A 14,316-nucleotide genomic window follows, 5' to 3' on the forward strand; every position below is an offset into this window, starting at 1 on the left:
CCCGACGTGATCTTCCTGGCGGAGGCGTTCACGCGGCCGGCGATGATGCACACGCTGGCCCAGATCGGCTTCCAGCAGTCGTACACCTACTTCACCTGGCGTACCGGCAAGCAGGAGCTGACGGAGTACCTGACCGAGCTGTCGGGGGAGGCGGCCGCCTACATGCGGCCCAACTTCTTCGTCAACACCCCCGACATCCTGCACGCCTACCTCCAGCACGGGCACCGGCCCGCCTTCGAGGTCCGCGCCGTGCTCGCCGCGACCCTCTCCCCCACCTGGGGCGTCTACAGCGGCTACGAACTGTGCGAGAACACCCCCCTGCGCGAGGGCAGCGAGGAGTACCTCCACAGCGAGAAGTACCAGCTGCGCCGGCGGGACTGGGAGACCGCCGAACGCGAGGGCCGCACCATCACCCCCCTCATCACCCGGCTCAACACCGTCCGGAGGGAGAATCCGGCCCTGCGGCAGCTGCGTGACCTGCACTTCCACGACACGGACAAGGATGCGGTGATCGCCTACTCGAAGCGCAGCGGTTCGAACACTGTTCTGGTGGTCGCCAACCTCGACCCTCACCACACCCAGGAGGCCACGGTCTCGTTGGACATGCCGCAACTCGGCCTGGAGTGGCACGAGTCGGTGCCGGTGCGCGACGAGCTCACCGGCGAGACCTATCACTGGGGCAGAGCGAACTATGTGCGCCTCCTGCCCGGCGGCGCGCATGTGCTCGTCGTCGGCCAGGAGCCCGGGGGGCGTCCCCGGGACGCGCGCGGCCAGGTTTTGCGACCGTCCACCCCGCAGATCGGAGGGTCACCCGCCATATGATCGTCAACGAGCCCGTCCCGGACACCTTCGAGGACACCCCCGCCAACGACCGTGATCCCGACTGGTTCAAACGCGCCGTCTTCTACGAGGTCCTGGTCCGCTCCTTCCAGGACAGCAACGGCGACGGCGTGGGCGACCTCAAGGGCCTGACCGCAAAGCTCGACTACCTGCAATGGCTGGGCGTGGACTGCCTGTGGCTGCCGCCCTTCTTCAAATCCCCCCTGCGCGACGGCGGTTACGACGTCTCCGACTACACCTCCGTCCTCCCCGAGTTCGGCGACCTCGCGGACTTCGTGGAGTTCGTGGACGCCGCCCACCAGCGCGGCATGCGGGTCATCATCGACTTCGTCATGAACCACACCAGCGACCAGCACCCGTGGTTCCAGGAGTCCCGCAAGGACCCCGAAGGCCCCTACGGCGACTACTACATGTGGGCCGACGACGACAAGGCCTACCCCGACGCCCGCATCATCTTCGTCGACACCGAGGCGTCCAACTGGACCTTCGACCCCGTCCGCAAGCAGTACTTCTTCCACCGCTTCTTCTCCCACCAGCCCGACCTCAACTACGAGAACCCGGCCGTGCAGGAGGAGATCCTCTCCGCCCTGAAGTTCTGGCTCGACCTCGGCATCGACGGCTTCCGCCTCGACGCCGTCCCCTACCTCTACGCCGAGGAAGGCACGAACTGCGAGAACCTGCCCGCCACCCACGAGTTCCTCAAGCGGGTCCGCAAGGAGATCGACGCGCAGTACCCCGACACCGTCCTGCTGGCCGAGGCGAACCAGTGGCCCGAGGACGTGGTCGACTACTTCGGGGACTACGCCTCCGGCGGCGACGAGTGCCACATGGCGTTCCACTTCCCCGTCATGCCCCGCATCTTCATGGCCGTACGCCGCGAGTCCCGCTACCCCGTCTCCGAGATCCTGGCGAAGACCCCGGCGATCCCCTCGGGCTGCCAGTGGGGAATCTTCCTGCGCAACCACGACGAGCTCACCCTCGAAATGGTCACCGACGAGGAACGCGACTACATGTGGGCCGAGTACGCCAAGGACCCCCGCATGCGCGCCAACATCGGCATCCGGCGCAGGCTGGCACCCCTGCTGGACAACGACCGGAACCAGATCGAGCTGTTCACCGCGCTGCTGCTGTCCCTGCCGGGCTCGCCGATCCTCTACTACGGCGACGAGATCGGCATGGGCGACAACATCTGGCTCGGCGACCGCGACGCCGTACGCACACCGATGCAGTGGACGCCGGACCGCAATGCCGGTTTCTCGTCGAGCGACCCGGGACGGCTGTTCCTGCCGACGATCATGGACCCGGTCTACGGCTACCAGGTCACCAACGTCGAGGCGTCGATGTCCTCGCCGTCCTCGCTGCTGCACTGGACCCGGCGCATGATCGAGATCCGCAAGCAGAACCCCGCCTTCGGACTCGGCTCCTACACCGAGCTCCAGTCGTCGAACCCGGCGGTGATCGCGTTCCTGCGCGAGTACGAGGACGACCTCGTGCTCTGCGTGAACAACTTCTCGCGGTTCGCGCAGCCCACGGAACTGGACCTCAGCCCGTTCACCGGGCGCCATCCGGTCGAGCTGTTCGGCGGGGTGCGATTCCCGGCCATCGGTGATCTGCCGTACTTGCTGACGCTCGGGGGCCACGGCTTCTACTGGTTCCGGCTGCGCAAGGACGCCGCCTGAGACCCGGGCGGGGCGGTTTCCACCGCCCCGCCCGGGGCACGCAGAAGTATCACCCCGACCGTCCGGGGAAAGGACGCGACGTCATGTCGGAAGCCGTCACCCGTAGCACCCTCGTCACCCCGCCCGGCCTCCTCGCGTCACTGGACCCCCTGCTCAGAGACTGGCTGCCACGGCAGCGCTGGTTCGCCGGCAAGGGACGTCCGGTCACGGGCTTCTCGCTGGTCGCGGCGACGGAACTGCTGCCGCCCGGAGGCAAGCGCGGCCTGTACCACCTGCTGGTGCGCGCCCATCAGCCGCTCACACCGGCGCGGGGCGCGCCGGAGCAGCCGGCCGACTGCTACCAGTTGCTCGTCGGGGACCGTGAGGCGCTGCCGCCCCGGCTGGCGCCCGCGCTGATCGGGCATGTCACCGAGGGCCCCCTCGCGGGGCGCACCGTGTACGACGCGCTGTACGACCCCCGGCCCTGCGAACTCCTGCTGGAGGCTCTGCGCAGCGGGGCACGCATCGGCGCCCTCCGCTTCGAACGGGACCCGGGCGCCGAGATCCGGTCGGCGCTGGTGCCCCGCCTGGTCACCTCGGAGCAGTCCAACTCGTCCGTCGTATACGGCGATACGTTCATCCTGAAGCTGCTGCGCCGGGTGGTGCCCGGCGTCAACCCCGACCTGGAGCTGCCGCTGGCGCTGGCCCGCGAGGGCTGCGACCGGGTGCCCGCGCCGACGGCGTGGATGCGGGCGGAGCTGTCGGGTGAGCCGTATGTGCTGGGTGTGCTCCAGCCGTTCGTGCAGGGCGCGGGGGACGGCTGGGACCTGGCGCTGCGCGGGCTCGCCAAGGGCGAGGACTTCACCTCCGCGGCCCGGGCCCTCGGGCGCGCGACCGCCGAGGTGCACATGGCGCTGGCCCGTGCCCTGCCGACCGTCACGCTCGGGCACATCCAGGTGCGGCAGCAGGTCGAGGGCATGGCCGGACGGCTCGACGCGGCCGCCCAGGCGGTGCCCGCGCTGCGGCCGTACGCCCCCGCCCTGCGCTCGGCCTTCGACGCGCTGGCCGATCTCGCCGCCGAGGGATGCACCTGGACGGCCCAGCGCGTCCACGGCGATCTGCACCTCGGGCAGTGCCTGCGCTCGCCCGCCGGGCGGTGGTGGCTGATCGACTTCGAGGGCGAGCCGTCGAAGCCGCTCGCCGAGCGGCGGATGCCGCAGCCTCCGGTGCGGGACGTGGCCGGTATGCTGCGCTCCTTCGACTACGCCGCCCACTCCGCCGAGCACCCCGCACCGGGCTGGGCGGACGCCTGCCGGGCCGCCTACTGCTCCGGGTACGCCGAGGCCGGTGGCGCCGACCCGCGGACCGATCCGGTGCTGCTGCGGGCGTACGAGACCGACAAGGCGATCTACGAGGTCGTCTACGAGGCGCGGCACCGGCCCGACTGGCTGCCGGTGCCGCTGGCGGCGATACGCCGCCTCGCCGCCGACGCCCCGCCCGCACCTCCCTCCACCCCCGTGTCCCCCCCTTCGCCGAGGAGGCCCCGCCCGTGACCCCCCGCACCACTCCCTCCAGCGATCCGGACCCGCAGACACCGGCCGGGACGACGGCCGAGCCCACGCCGGCCGTGAAGAAGGCGACGGCGAAGAAGGCCGAACCGGCCGGGAAGACCAAGCCCGCGAAGGCCCTCGAGAAGGCCGTGGCGTCGATGCGGAGGGGGGTGGCGAAGAAGGTCACACCTACGGCGGCGGCGAAGAAGACGGCCGCGAAGAAGGCCCCGGTGACGGCTGCCGCCAAGAAGGCGGCTCCCGAGGAGGCCGCCGTGGAGAAAGATCCGGCGAAGAAGGCTCCGCCGAAGAAGCCCGCGGCCAAGAGGACCGCCGCCAAGAAGGCTCCGGCCGAGAAGGCCGTGACGAAGAAGGCCGTGGCGAAGCAGGCGGTTGGCAAGAGGGCCGCGGCCGACGCTTCGGTCCCGGGGAAGGCCCCGGTCGAGGAGGCCGTGGCGAAGAAGGCCGTCTCCAAGAAGGCCGCGGCCAAGAAGACGGCCGCGACCGCCAAGACCGTCGCCAAGAAGACCACCGCGAAGAAGACCGTGGCCCGGCAGGCCACCGCCAGGACGCCTGCCAAGGCCGCCGCGGGCAAGGGGGCCGCCGCGGTCGCGCCGGCCGGGGGCGCGGACGCGAAGAAGGCCGGGGGCCGGAAGATCCCCGCCCAGCAGGCCCCCCGGAAGAAGATCCCGGCCCAGCAGGCGTCCGGGGGCACCGCCGGACCCGGTACCCCCGCCGAGCAGCCGGCTCCCGTCACAGCCGCCGGCTCCGCCGCCCTCGACGCCGCCGACCGCGACCGGCTGCTCTCCGGCACGCACCACGACCCGCACTCCGTGCTCGGGGCGCATCCCGTCCCCGGCGGTGTCGCCTTCCGCGCCTTCCGGCCGTTCGCCCTGTCGGTGACGGTCGTCGCCGGTGCCGTGCGGGCCGAACTCCACGACGACGGGGACGGGTTCTTCACGGGGCTGCTGCCGCTGCGGGACGCACCGCAGGACTACCGGCTCCTCGTGGCGTACGAGGGGACGGTGCAGGAGACCGAGGACGCCTACCGCTTCCTGCCCGCGCTCGGCGAGCTCGACCTGCATCTGATCGGTGAGGGCCGGCACGAGGAGCTGTGGCGGGCGCTCGGCGCCCAGCCGATGACCCACCAGGGTGTGACCGGCACCCGCTTCACCGTGTGGGCGCCGAACGCGCGCGGCGTCTCCCTCGCCGGCACCTTCAACTACTGGGACGGCACCGGCTTCCCCCTGCGCTCGCTCGGCGGCACCGGCGTGTGGGAGCTGTTCGTGCCCGGCATCGGCGAGGGCGAGCTGTACAAGTTCGAGATCACCCGGCCGGACGGTTCGAAGACGCTGCGCGCGGACCCGATGGCCCGCCGGACGGAGGCTCCGCCGAACACCTCCTCCATCGTGCACGCCTCGGGGTACGAGTGGGGTGACGCGGACTGGCTGGAGCGGCGCGGCACCCCGGCCCCGCACGAGGCGCCGTTCTCCGTGTACGAGGTCCACCTGGCGTCCTGGCGGCCGGGGCTGACGTACCGGCAGCTCGCCGAGCAGCTGCCCGCCTACGTCAAGGACCTCGGGTTCACGCACGTGGAGCTGATGCCGGTGGCCGAGCACCCGTTCGGGGGCTCGTGGGGCTATCAGGTCACCGGGTTCTACGCGCCGACGGCCCGGCTCGGCACCCCCGACGACTTCAAATACCTCGTGGACCGGTTGCACCAGGCCGGCATCGGGGTGCTGATGGACTGGGTGCCGGCGCACTTCCCGCGCGACGACTGGGCGCTGGCCGAGTTCGACGGGCGCCCCCTGTACGAGCACGAGGACCCGCTGCGCTCCGCGCACCCCGACTGGGGGACGCTGGAGTTCGACTTCGGGCGGCGCGAGGTGCGCAACTTCCTGGTCGCCAACGCGGTGTACTGGTGCGAGGAGTTCCACATCGACGGGCTGCGGGTGGACGCCGTCGCCTCGATGCTCTACCTGGACTACTCGCGCGAGCCGGGCCAGTGGGTGCCGAACGAGCACGGCGGCCGGGAGAACCTGGACGCGGTGGCGTTCCTGCAGGAGATGAACGCGACCGTGTACCGGCGCAACCCGGGGGTCGTCACCATCGCGGAGGAGTCGACCGCCTGGGACGGGGTGACCCGTCCGACGCACGTGACCGGGCCGGGCGGCTTCGGCGGGCTGGGCTTCGGGCTGAAGTGGAACATGGGCTGGATGCACGACTCGCTGGAGTACATGGCGAAGGAGCCGGTCCACCGCAGGCACCACCACGACGAGATGACCTTCTCGATGGTGTACGCCTACAGCGAGAACTACGTCCTGCCCATCTCGCACGACGAGGTGGTCCACGGCAAGCGGTCCCTGGTGTCGAAGATGCCCGGCGACTGGTGGCGGCAGCGGGCCAACCTGCGGGCCTACCTGGGCTTCATGTGGGCGCACCCCGGCAAGCAACTGCTCTTCATGGGCCAGGAGTTCGCGCAGGGCGCGGAGTGGTCGGAGGCGCACGGCCCGGACTGGTGGCTGCTGGACCCGGCGTACGGGGCGGAGGCGGACCACCGGGGCGTGCGCGACCTGGTGCGCGACCTGAACACGGTCTACCGCCACACGCCGGCGCTCTGGCAGCGGGACACCGACCCGTCCGGCTTCCGGTGGGTGGTGGGGGACGCGGCCGACGACAACGTCTTCGCGTTCCTGCGGTACGACGCCGAGGGCGTGCCACTGCTGGCGGTGTCGAACATGGCGCCGGTCGTCCGCGACGACTACCGGCTGGGCGTCCCGGACGACGTTCCGGCCTGGCACGAGGCGGTGAACACGGACGCGGCCCGCTACGGCGGCGGCGACGTCACCAACCCCGACCCCGTCAAGCCGGAGCCGCAGAGCTGGCACGGATGCCCGGCGAGCATCCGGCTGACGCTGCCACCGCTGGCCACGGTGTGGCTGCGCCCGGCTTAGGTCCCGCGGCTCCGCCCCGGATCCCGCTCCTCGGACGCCGGAGGGGCTGACTTCTCAGCCCTTCCGGCGTTGTTCAGTTCGTGGCCAGCGCCTTCGGCAGGCGGCCCGTGTGCAGGACGCCGAGCCGCTGCGTCGCCCGGGTCAGCGCCACGTACAGGTCGCTGGTGCCGTACAGCCCCGGCTCGACCACCAGCACCGAGTCGAACTCCAGCCCCTTGGCCTGGCGCGGGTCGAGCAGGACGACCGTGCGGGTGAGGTCGGGCTGCCCGCCCGCCGTCACGCCGTCCAGCCGGGCCGCGAGCCTGCGGTGCAGATGGCGGGGCGCGATGACCGCGAGGCGTCCCTCGGCCGGCGTGAGCTTCTCGACGGCCTTCGCCACCGCGCCGGGCAGATCGTCGGTGGCCCGGACCCAGGGACGCACACCCGTGGACCGTACGGAACTCGGCGGTTCGAAGTCCGGGTCCTCCGCCCTGACGACGGCCGCCGCCAGCTCCATGATCTCGGCGGGCGTGCGGTAGTTGACGCCCAGCCGGGTGTGCTCCCAGCGGTCCTCGACGTACGGCTGGAGGATCTTCGCCCAGGAACCGACGCCGGCCGGCTCCGCGGTCTGCGCCGGGTCGCCGACCAGGGTCATCGACCGCGTGGGGACACGTCGCATGAGCAGCCGCCAGGCCATCGGGGACAGCTCCTGCGCCTCGTCGACGATGATGTGCCCGAACGCCCAGGTGCGGTCGGCCGCCGCGCGCTCGGCGGCGCTGCGGTGGTCGTCCTCCTCCTGACGCTCGGCGAACCGCTCGGCGTCGATGATGTCGTGCGCGGAGAGGACCTCGCTGTCCTGCTCGTCCTTGTCCTCGAACTCGTAGGTCCGGGACGCGTACGACACGTCCAGCACGCCCTGCGCGTAGGCGATCTGCGTCTCGCGCTCGCGTTCGGCCCGGGCCCGGGCGAGACGGTCGTCCTCGCCGAGCAGTTCGGCGGCCTCGTCGAGCAGCGGTACGTCCGACACGGTCCACGCCCGGGTCACGGGCCGCCGGATCGCGGCCGCGTCCTCGTCGGGGAGGTAGCCGACGGGGTCGGCGAGGAAGTCGGCGACCAGGCGCTGCGGGGTGAGTCGCGGCCAGAGCTGGTCGATGGCCGCCCACACCTCGGGGTTCTCGGCGATCTCGTCGCGGATCTGGGTGATGTCGCTGGGGTCGAGGAGGCTGGTGCCGTCGAAGGGGTCGGTGCCGACCCGCTCGGCGTACAGCTCGGTGAGGGTGTTGAGGATGTGCCCCTCGAAGTGCTCGCGGGCCGCGTTGTGCGGCAGCCGGGCGGCGCGGGTCTTCTCCCGGGCCACGTTCACGAGTCCGTCGTCGAGCATCAGGACCTCGCGGTCGTGCTCGATGGCGATGACCGGATCGGGCAGCGCCTGCCAGTCCCGGACGACCTCGGCGAGGACGTCCGCCATGTCGGCGCGGCCCTTCACGGCCGCCGCCTCGCGGGTGTCGGCCGCGGTCGCCTTCACGCCGGGGAACAGTTCGCCGACGGTGGCCAGCAGCACCCCGGTCTCGCCGAGGGAGGGCAGGACCTCGCCGATGTAGCCGAGGAAGGCGGGGTTGGGGCCGACGATCAGGACGGCGCGCTTGGCGAGCAGCTCGCGGTGCTCGTAGAGCAGGTAGGCGGCGCGGTGCAGGGCGACGGCGGTCTTGCCGGTGCCGGGGCCGCCCTCGACGACGAGGACGCCGCGGTGCGGTGCCCGGATGATCTCGTCCTGCTCGGCCTGGATGGTCTGCACGATGTCGTGCATGCGGCCGGTGCGGGCGGCGTCGAGCGCGGCGAGCAGGACGGCGTCGCCGGTGGGGTCCTCGTGGCCGGTGCGCTCGCGGTCGCCGAGGTCGAGGATCTCGTCGTGCAGGGCGGTGACGGTACGCCCCTCGGTGGTGATGTGCCGCCTGCGCCGCAGCCCCATCGGGGTGTGGCCGGTGGCCAGGTAGAAGGGGCGGGCGACGTCGGCCCGCCAGTCGATGAGGATCGGGGTGTGCTCGGCGTCGTCGGCGCGCAGCCCGATCCGGCCGATGTGGTGGGCCGCGCCCGAGGAGAGGTCGATCCGGCCGAAGCACAGGGAGCCGTCCACCGCGTTCAGCGCGGCGAGCAGCCCGGAGCGTTCGGCGACGAGGATGTCCCGCTCCAGGCGGGCCTGCAGGGGCTTGTCGCCCTGGGCGAGCGCGTCCGAGACTCCGGCCTCGGTGTCGCCGCGCAGGGCGTCGACGCGTGCGTACAGGCCGTCGATGAATTCCTGCTCGCGTCGCAATTCACCGTCTTGGAATTCGGTGTTTGACAATTCCGCTCCCGCCCGGATATACTGTGCTCACTGAACTTCTCCGCGCCTTCGCTATTCGAAGTCGCGAACCATTGAATATACGCAAAGAAATCCCCCGGGCGCAATTGCCCCGGGGGATTTCTGCTGTGCGTGGCGCGGTGGGCGCGGTGCTCAGAGCACGTCGGCCAGCTCCTGCAGGAGCCGCCGCTTGGCCCGTGCCCCGACCATCGCCTTCACCGGCTCGCCGTCGCGGAACACGATGAAGGTCGGCATGGACAGCACCTTGTAGGCGTTGGTCGTCAGCGGATTGGTGTCCACGTCGAGCTGGACCACCTTCAGCCGCTCCCCCTCCTGCGCGGCCAGCGCGCCGAGCACCGGTCCCATCTGCCGGCACGGCGGGCACCAGTCGGCGGTGAACTCCACCAGCACCGGCAGCCGCGCCCCGATCACCTCCGCCTCGAAGTCCGCGTCCGTCACCTCGGTCACGCCCGCTGTTTCGGTCACAGGTCCCGCCCTCCCAGTTCGCACAACGGTGGCTCGCTCTCGGCCAGCGCCAGCCGCAGCCCGATCTTGGCGCGTACGGCCCGCAATTCACCGATCAGCGCGTCCAGCTCGTCCAGCTTGCGCCGGTACACCGCGAGCGAGGCCGGACAGGTGTCGCCCTCCGGATGCCCGGCCCGCAGGCACTCCACGAACGGCCGGGTCTCCTCCAGGTCGAACCCGAAGTCCTGCAGCGTCCTGATCTGCCGGAGCAACCGGAGATCGCCCTCGTCGTACACCCGGTGCCCGTTGACGCCGCGCCGAGCGGGCAGCAGCCCGCGCGACTCGTAGTAGCGCAGGGTGCGCGTCGTGGTCCCGGCCCGTGCGGCCAGCTCGCCGATTCGCATGGGGTCGAACGTAGTCCTTGACGCCGACGTCAGGGCAAGGGCCGCACACGGCCGGACGCCCGGCCCCGGTTCAGGCGGGGCCGGGCGTCCGGTGCGAAGGGGCCGGTCAGGGCGGTCAGGCCTTCGCGAGCTCCTTCTCGCCGTCCTGTCCCGGCGCCGCGGCCGGCACGGGCTCGCCCTCGTGGCCGTGGTCGTCGAGCAGGGTCTTCTCGTCGAAGGGGATCTCGCCGGCGAGGACCTGGTCGACCCGCTCGCGGTCGATCTCCTTCGTCCAGGTGCCGATGAGCACCGTGGCGACGGCGTTGCCCGCGAAGTTCGTCAGGGCGCGGGCCTCGCTCATGAAGCGGTCGATGCCGACGATCAGGCCGATGCCGTCCACCAGGGCCGGCTTGTGCGACTGCAGACCGCCCGCCAGGGTGGCGAGGCCGGCGCCGGTGACACCGGCGGCGCCCTTGGAGGCGACCAGCAGGAAGAGCAGCAGCGGGATCTGCTCGCCGATCGACATCGGGGTGCCCATGGCGTCGGCGATGAACAGGGACGCCATGGTCATGTAGATCATGGTGCCGTCGAGGTTGAAGGAGTAGCCGGTCGGGACGGTGATGCCGACGACGGGCTTGCTGATGCCGAGGTGCTCCATCTTCGCGATGAGGCGAGGCAGGGCCGACTCCGAGGACGACGTCGACAGGATCAGCAGGAACTCGCGGCCCAGGTACTTGCAGAGCGTGAAGATGTTGAGGCCGGCGACGATCCGCAGCAGCGCGCCGAGCACGAGGAAGACGAACAGGAAGCAGGTGACGTAGAAGCCGAGCATCAGCACGGCGAGGCTCTTGAGCGCGTCCACTCCGGCGGAGCCGGTGACGGCGGCGATGGCACCGAAGGCACCGATCGGCGCGGCCCACATCACCATGGCGAGGATGCGGAAGACGAGCCGCTGGATGTGCTGCACCCCGCGCAGGACCGGCTCCCCGGCCGAGCCCATGGCCTGCAGGGCGAAACCGGCGAGCAGCGCGATCAGGAGGGTCTGCAGGACCGACTCGGAGGTGAAGGCGGAGACCATCGTGGTGGGGATGATGCCGAGCAGGAACTCGGTGGTGTCCTTGGCCTCGGCGTCCACCTGCGCATGGCCGACGTCCTTGACCGCGTCGGTGACCGCGAGACCGGAGCCGGGCTCCAGGATGTTGCCGACGACGAGCCCGATGGCGAGGGCGATCAGCGACATCACCAGGAAGTAGCCCAGCGCGATACCGCCGACCGCGCCGACCTTGGCGGCCTTCCGCACGGAGCCGATGCCCAGCACGATCGTGCAGAAGATGATCGGCGAGATCATCATCTTGATCAGCGCGACGAAGCCGGTCCCGATGGGCTTCAGCTCCACGGCGAAGTCGGGCGCGGCCAGGCCCACGGCGATGCCGAGGGCCACCGCGATGATCACCGCGATGTAGAGGTAGTGCGTGCGGTCCCGCTTGGTGACGGGTGCGGCAGGTGCCGTATCGGGGGAACTGGCGGCGGCCACGGCTGCCCTCCTTGACGTCTTCGTCGGTTGTCACCGGCGTGCGGCTCACGTCCGGGGTGGGGGTTCGCTGGTGGACAAGCGCGCCCCTGGGGACGGGGGTCGTGTGCAGCGATGCGGTGACTATCTCCCGGTGTGTGAGGGCGGTCACCCTTCCGTTCATTTAGTTCACCGGGAAACGTGCGGGCAGACTGGCGGCATGCGTATCCCCGTCCCGAGCCCGCGCAGCCTGGCAGGGCAGCTCTTCGCCATGCAGGCCGTGCTGATCGCGGTGCTGTTCTCCGGGTACGCGGTCTTCACCTACCTCAGCGACCGCGGCCAGGCCGAGGACGCCGCGGGCCGGCAGGCCGCGGCGGTGGCGCAGTCCATCGCCGGCGCCCCGTCCACGCGGGACGCCATCCGCACCGACGACCCGACGGCCGCGCTCCAGCCGTACGCGCTGCGCGTGCAGCGGGACGCCGAGGTCGACTTCGTCACGATCATGGATCCGCGCGGGATCCGCTGGACCCACCCCGACGAGCGGCAGATAGGCCAGCACTTCCGCGGGCACACCGAGCGCGCGCTGCGCGGGGAGCCGTTCACGGAGACCTACACCGGCACCCTCGGCCCGTCGGTGCGGGCGGTGGTGCCGATCTACGACGGCGGCACCGGCCGGGAGCACATCGTGGGCCTGGTCAGCGCGGGCATCCGGGTGGAGGAGATCAGCAAGCGGGTGCAGGAGCAGCTGACCGCCCTGATCGGCGGGGCGGCGGGCGCGCTGACGCTGGGCGCGGTCGGCACCTACGTGATCAACGCCCGGCTGCGCCGGCACACCCACGGGATGAACGCGGCCGAGCTCAGCCGGATGCACGACTACCACCAGGCCGCCCTGCACGCCGTGCGGGAGGGGCTGCTGATGCTGGACGGGCAGTTCCGGGTGGCGCTGATCAACGACGGGGGCCGGGAGCTGCTCGGGGTGGGCGACGTGGTGGGCCGGTCCGTGGCGGAGCTGGGGCTGCCGGCGCCGCTGACGGGGACGCTGCTCGCGACCGAGCCCCGGGTGGACGAGGTGCACCTGACCGCGGAGCGAGTGCTGGTGGTGAACACCTCCCCGGTGTCCGGCGGCGAGCGGCGCGGCACGGTGGTGACGCTGCGCGACGTGACCGAGCTGCAGTCGCTGATGGGCGAGCTGGACTCGGAGCGGGGCTTCACGCAGGCGCTGCGCTCGCAGGCGCACGAGGCGGCGAACCGGCTGCACACGGTGGTGTCGCTGATCGAGCTCGGGCGGGCCGAGGATGCGGTGGAGTTCGCCACCGCCGAGCTGGAGCTGGCGCAGGCGCTGACGGACCAGGTGGTCGCGGCGGTGAGCGAGCCGGTGCTGGCGGCGCTGCTGCTGGGCAAGACCGCGCAGGCCAACGAGCGGGGCGTGGAACTCGTCGTGTCGGAGGACAGCCGGCTCGACGACGGGCTGCTGAGCGAGGCGCTGCCCGCCCGGGACCTGGTGACGGTGCTGGGCAATCTGATCGACAACGCCGTGGACGCGGCACAGGGAAGTGTGGGTGCGCGGGTGACGGTGACGGCGTACGCCGAGGACGGCGAGCTGGTGCTGCGGGTGACGGACACCGGCACCGGGGTGGACCCCGCCCACGCCGAGGCGGTGTTCCGGCGCGGGTTCTCCACCAAGCCGGCCGGTCCGGGCGGCCGGGGCCTGGGCCTCGCGCTGGTCCGGCAGGTCGTGACCCGGCACCAGGGAGAGCTGGCGGTGACCCGGGCCGAGGGCGGCGGGGCGGCCTTCGAGGCGCGGCTGCGCCTGGCGGACGGCGACGCCGGGGACCCGGGCGCCCGGGCTGGAGCCGTGCCCGCGCAGGGCTCCCCCGCCGGGGACGCCGTGGCCGTGAGAGGTGACGTATGACCGCGGGCGCCGCGCAGGCGATCCGGGTGCTGGTGGTGGAGGACGACCCGGTCGCGGCGGACGCGCACGTGATGTACGTCGGCCGGGTGCCGGGATTCGTGGCGGTCGGCAAGGCGCACACCGGTGCGGAGGCGCGCTGGGCGCTGGAGCGCACACCGGTGGATCTGCTGCTGCTCGATCTGCACCTGCCGGATGTGCACGGGCTGCAGCTGGCCCGGTCGCTGCGGACCGCCGGGCATCACGCGGACGTGATCGCGGTCACGTCCGCCCGGGATCTGGCGGTGGTGCGCGAAGGCGTGTCGCTGGGCGTCGTGCAGTACGTGCTGAAGCCGTTCACCTTCGCCACGCTGCGGGACCGGCTGGTGCGGTACGCGGAGTTCCACGCGGCCGTGGGCGAGGCGAGCGGCCAGGACGAGGTGGACCGGGCGCTCGCGGCGCTGCGGGCACCGGGCCCCGCCGCACTGCCGAAGGGCCTGAGCGGTCCGACGCTGGAGCGGGTGACCGGTGCGGTGCGGGACGCGGACGGGGGGCTGACGGCGGCCGGGGTCGCCGAGGCCGTCGGGATCTCCCGGATCACGGCCCGCCGCTATCTGGAGCACCTGGTGGACGCGGGGCGGGCCGAACGCAGGCCGGTGTACGGGCAGGTGGGGCGACCGGAGCTGGTGTACCGGTGGGTTCCGGGGCCCGGGGCGGGCCGCTAGGTCGGGTCCGTGAAGCCGCCTCGTCCGCC

At 71.8% G+C, this 14,316-nt stretch carries 9 protein-coding genes and 1 pseudogene; 6 read left to right on the forward strand and 4 right to left on the reverse strand.

Going from position 1 to position 14,316, the window contains the following annotated elements; genetic code table 11:
* The 4 genes and pseudogenes from ACFRAC_RS26015 to glgB form a co-directional block, all read left to right on the forward strand.
* Nucleotides 1-822 (forward strand): annotated as a pseudogene (locus tag ACFRAC_RS26015) (alpha-1,4-glucan--maltose-1-phosphate maltosyltransferase); the annotation flags it as partial.
* Nucleotides 819-2,519: a maltose alpha-D-glucosyltransferase gene (treS, locus tag ACFRAC_RS26020; protein WP_382929666.1), complete on the forward strand. Its 1,701-nt coding sequence runs from the start codon at nucleotides 819-821 to the stop codon at nucleotides 2,517-2,519. The pseudogene ACFRAC_RS26015 and the gene treS, both read left to right, overlap by 4 nt.
* Before the next feature lie 83 nt (nucleotides 2,520-2,602).
* A complete protein-coding gene (locus ACFRAC_RS26025; protein WP_382929675.1) occupies nucleotides 2,603-4,051 on the forward strand; it encodes a maltokinase in 1,449 nt (482 codons plus the stop codon).
* Nucleotides 4,048-6,999: a 1,4-alpha-glucan branching enzyme gene (glgB, locus tag ACFRAC_RS26030; RefSeq protein ID WP_382929685.1), complete on the forward strand. Its 2,952-nt coding sequence runs from the start codon at nucleotides 4,048-4,050 to the stop codon at nucleotides 6,997-6,999. Before ACFRAC_RS26025 ends, glgB begins: the two co-directional genes overlap by 4 nt.
* 73 nt (nucleotides 7,000-7,072) lie before the next feature.
* On the opposite strand, the gene ACFRAC_RS26035 is transcribed toward glgB, so the two are convergent.
* The 4 genes from ACFRAC_RS26035 to ACFRAC_RS26050 all read right to left on the reverse strand — a co-directional run bounded on the left by ACFRAC_RS26035 (nucleotide 7,073) and on the right by ACFRAC_RS26050 (nucleotide 11,698).
* A complete protein-coding gene (locus ACFRAC_RS26035) occupies nucleotides 7,073-9,289 on the reverse strand; it encodes a HelD family protein (protein WP_382929695.1) in 2,217 nt (738 codons plus the stop codon).
* Nucleotides 9,290-9,469: 180 nt separating this feature from the next.
* Complete coding sequence (locus ACFRAC_RS26040; protein ID WP_382929702.1) at nucleotides 9,470-9,802, reverse strand: thioredoxin family protein; 333 nt, start codon at nucleotides 9,800-9,802, stop codon at nucleotides 9,470-9,472.
* The gene (locus tag ACFRAC_RS26045) at nucleotides 9,799-10,185 is read right to left on the reverse strand and encodes a MerR family transcriptional regulator (protein WP_382929707.1); all 387 of its coding nucleotides are present in this window, start codon (nucleotides 10,183-10,185) and stop codon (nucleotides 9,799-9,801) included. Before ACFRAC_RS26045 ends, ACFRAC_RS26040 begins: the two co-directional genes overlap by 4 nt.
* A gap of 115 nt (nucleotides 10,186-10,300) precedes the next feature.
* Complete coding sequence (locus tag ACFRAC_RS26050) at nucleotides 10,301-11,698, reverse strand: cation:dicarboxylate symporter family transporter (protein ID WP_382929716.1); 1,398 nt, start codon at nucleotides 11,696-11,698, stop codon at nucleotides 10,301-10,303.
* Between the two features lie 196 nt (nucleotides 11,699-11,894).
* Here ACFRAC_RS26050 and ACFRAC_RS26055 point away from each other — a divergent pair, with 196 nt between their 5' ends.
* Both ACFRAC_RS26055 and ACFRAC_RS26060 read left to right on the forward strand, forming a co-directional pair.
* Nucleotides 11,895-13,586, forward strand: a complete 1,692-nt coding sequence (locus ACFRAC_RS26055; RefSeq protein WP_382929723.1) for an ATP-binding protein — start codon at nucleotides 11,895-11,897, stop codon at nucleotides 13,584-13,586.
* Nucleotides 13,583-14,287 carry a response regulator gene (locus ACFRAC_RS26060; protein WP_382929730.1) on the forward strand — a complete coding sequence of 235 codons (705 nt, stop codon included), beginning with the start codon at nucleotides 13,583-13,585 and terminating at the stop codon, nucleotides 14,285-14,287. Before ACFRAC_RS26055 ends, ACFRAC_RS26060 begins: the two co-directional genes overlap by 4 nt.
* Nucleotides 14,288-14,316: the final 29 nt, after the last annotated feature.

Origin of the sequence: Streptomyces sp. NPDC056628, assembly GCF_042792555.1 — a bacterium.
Taxonomy (GTDB): domain Bacteria; phylum Actinomycetota; class Actinomycetes; order Streptomycetales; family Streptomycetaceae; genus Streptomyces.

Coding starts and splice junctions, on each gene's coding strand:
- treS (WP_382929666.1), top strand. CDS start 819: ATGATCGTCAACGAGCCCGTCCCGGACACCTTCGAGGACACCCCCGCC.
- ACFRAC_RS26025 (WP_382929675.1), top strand. CDS start 2,603: ATGTCGGAAGCCGTCACCCGTAGCACCCTCGTCACCCCGCCCGGCCTC.
- ACFRAC_RS26045 (WP_382929707.1), bottom strand. CDS start 10,185: ATGCGAATCGGCGAGCTGGCCGCACGGGCCGGGACCACGACGCGCACC.
- ACFRAC_RS26055 (WP_382929723.1), top strand. CDS start 11,895: ATGCGTATCCCCGTCCCGAGCCCGCGCAGCCTGGCAGGGCAGCTCTTC.
- ACFRAC_RS26060 (WP_382929730.1), top strand. CDS start 13,583: ATGACCGCGGGCGCCGCGCAGGCGATCCGGGTGCTGGTGGTGGAGGAC.